This is a genomic window from Litchfieldia stipae (genome assembly GCF_014837155.1).
Classification (GTDB): Bacteria; Bacillota; Bacilli; order Bacillales; family Bacillaceae_L; genus Litchfieldia.
In genome coordinates this window covers 1-2590 of sequence record NZ_JACYHA010000048.1, presented here as the reverse complement: position 1 = coordinate 2590, position 2590 = coordinate 1, and the positions used below count along the sequence as shown (strand labels likewise).

Annotated in this window: 3 protein-coding genes and 1 riboswitch; of the genes, 2 read left to right on the top strand and 1 reads right to left on the bottom strand. The window is 35.9% G+C overall.

All coding sequences use genetic code 11. From position 1 onward, the window contains the following. The first annotated feature begins 416 nt into the window (after positions 1–416). Both F7888_RS22205 and F7888_RS22200 read left to right on the top strand, forming a co-directional pair. Positions 417–1229, top strand: a complete 813-nt coding sequence (locus tag F7888_RS22205) for a hypothetical protein (protein ID WP_191783569.1) — start codon at positions 417–419, stop codon at positions 1227–1229. A gap of 94 nt (positions 1230–1323) precedes the next feature. Then, a complete protein-coding gene (locus tag F7888_RS22200; protein WP_191783567.1) occupies positions 1324–1770 on the top strand; it encodes a hypothetical protein in 447 nt (148 codons plus the stop codon). Positions 1771–2112: 342 nt separating this feature from the next. Continuing rightward, positions 2113–2198, top strand: a riboswitch (cyclic di-GMP riboswitch). A 311-nt stretch (positions 2199–2509) separates the two neighbouring features. On the opposite strand, the gene F7888_RS23150 is transcribed toward F7888_RS22200, so the two are convergent. Continuing rightward, a partial coding sequence (locus tag F7888_RS23150) for an IS3 family transposase (RefSeq protein ID WP_191783571.1) occupies positions 2510–2590 on the bottom strand: 81 nt, incomplete at its 5' end.

The window sequence follows — 2590 nt, the reverse complement described above, 5'->3', positions numbered from 1 at the left end:
ACAATGGTCGGACAATCTTATCGTTTGAAAGATCATCTAGTGAAAGAAAACGAGTGATTTTGTACATCGTTATACAAGCAAAAGTGTACATATTTGTGTTGACATTTATATCCAGGAAAGGCTGCACTCCACCAAGCGATGATATAAGGGTTTCTAAGATGTATTTGGGTTGTTCCTAGAATACTAACATGCGCCCGATACCGTCTAGCCGTATTGTCATTACTATAATTATTCAACCTTCTTTTCTCCCTAAAATCTATTTTTTTTATCATTTATTTCCATATCAAACTATTTTTATACTGGGGACGGTTCTCACTCTTCCTTTTTGCAAGCGGAGAACCGCACTATGTGTCTTGAAGGACATATATTGTTGATATAAAATACCTATAAATAGGGTGGAATGAGGGAGGGATATGATGTTGAAGAATGAGAATGGTATTTTGATAAATTTACTTAAGGTAATGGCGGGATTATGTCTTATATTGCTATTCGTTCTATTTATTATGCTGCCTATTTTTTATCAACGAATTTGGCCGACGATTATGGAGGGGGCTCCTGCTAAGGCTGACAATGTTGATGTGTTGGCGTTCTGGGGGGCTGTTTTTAGCGGACTGATCACTTTGCTAGGGGTTTACTATACGATTCGCTATTCGCAAAAAGAGATTAATAAAACGTTAGAGCAACAGGATCGAGATCTTTTTATCACTAGATTTGGTGCGATTGTTCTTGAAATCAATTCGATTTCATATGAATTGAAGAAGTTTAGAAATTATTTGGACCAATTGCAACATCGCATTCTCGCTTATGCAAAAACAGGAGTGTTTGAGGATATTGTTGTTGAGTTCGACGTGAAGGATGATTATAAGAAAATTAGAGGTCAGGTCAAACCAGACTTAAAAATTATTACGAATCGGCTAAAAGGTAAGGCTGCACATGCAGATGGATTTATTTATTCCTATATAAATGAGCTATCAAAAGATATATTGAAGTTTCAGGATGAGTTGACGATGTATGTTGACCGTCTTACAAATTCGAAATCTAAAAAGAACAAAACTCTTCAGCATGAATATAAGCAATTATTTGAGCATCTGAATCATTCCGTCATGAGCTGTGATAAGAAACTAGAAGACTACCGAGAAGAATTAGAGAATAGATTCATGCAATTCTCTAAGAAAGAGGAAAAAAGAAGTATTTGGGTTACTATTTTGCCTTTTTCAAAGCGTGGATAATTGGCAGAGTGAGGGCGGTTCTTGTGTCTTCGATTATTTGTGAAACAAGAAAATTCGGGTGGTGACAGGCACCACTAAAGGTTGGTGAAAAAAAATGCTCTTGCCTAATGGAATAACTGGTTTTTACGATATTCAGATGCCACCAGAGGTAGATAGAAAACAATTCAAGCAATTATGCTTTGACTTTGCCTCTTGGAATCGTGGGAAAGTCATTGATGATGTTACTTCGATAGACCAATCAAATTTCTATTATGCGCAAATTGAGATAGAAGGTAGATTGTTTTATATTTTGCTTAATAAGCACTATCCTTATCTTGCTTTTGCATCAGAAATTGAATTTGGAAACATTAAATTCACAAATAACCCTGTTCATGATAAGCCATTCTCATTTTTCTATCAGGTGTTAGCTATGGACGAACTGAACGTACCGTTTAATCAAAATCAGACAAGGATAATGGAACTTAATCGTACAGAATTGCAACAAATTGCTTATTGGAAGCCGAAAAAAGTTGGTGAAATCATCTTTAATTATTGGGATTGAAATACGGGGAGTTATGAGAGAGATCTGGTTTTTATGATGTGATGGCAGAGTAAGAACCGTCCCCACTTTACAATGTAAGCGATTTCACGTATAATGAAGGTATAAATCAATAGGTAATAGGTAATGTTGCCGGATGATGTTTTGCTAGATGGTTATTACTACTATTGGTTTATGAGTAATCTTGTAGTAATAGATACCCAGAATGGAAAGAAAGTAGAAAATGGTTTTTGCGAAATATGTAGAATTTATAGTTATTTTGTTAAGAAATGAGTCTTTTAGCTCTATTTTTCTTAAATCAAAGGAATATATACTTAAGTAAGGTGTTACATATTACACATAAATCGTACGAACGGGCAAAATCATTGAAAAGTGATGACGCAAAGCTTCAGGGGCTAATGACTAATTGACTATGCCAGCCAGCTATCGAATACGTACCCTTACGATTTATGACCATCATATTGGAGGGGATTTTATGTTTTTATTAATTGTTGGTGCTATTGCTGGAAGTGTTGCTACTATTTCAATCATGAGTCTAATGGTTGTAGCGAAGCGTGCAGATCAGATTATGGGGCATTAAAATACGTTTATCTAAATAAAATTTAGAATCCAGGGGGCATACCTCCTGGATTATTTTGTGTTCTGCTTTACAGGGAAGTGGGCAGGGGGACGGTTCTCACACTTCTTTTTTGTGCCGATGGCAAAGTGAGAATGATGTGACCCCCAAAAGTTAGAGTATATTTTATGCAGCTAATTGGCTGGTATGTTTACGGTATTCAACCGGGCTCATGCCAGCCAATTTTTGCTTAATACGCTTGTTATT

Excerpts from the sequence above, each read along its gene's own strand:
- F7888_RS22200 (WP_191783567.1), top strand. The coding sequence starts at position 1,324 with ATGCTCTTGCCTAATGGAATAACTGGTTTTTACGATATTCAGATGCCA.
- F7888_RS22205 (WP_191783569.1), top strand. The coding sequence starts at position 417 with ATGTTGAAGAATGAGAATGGTATTTTGATAAATTTACTTAAGGTAATG.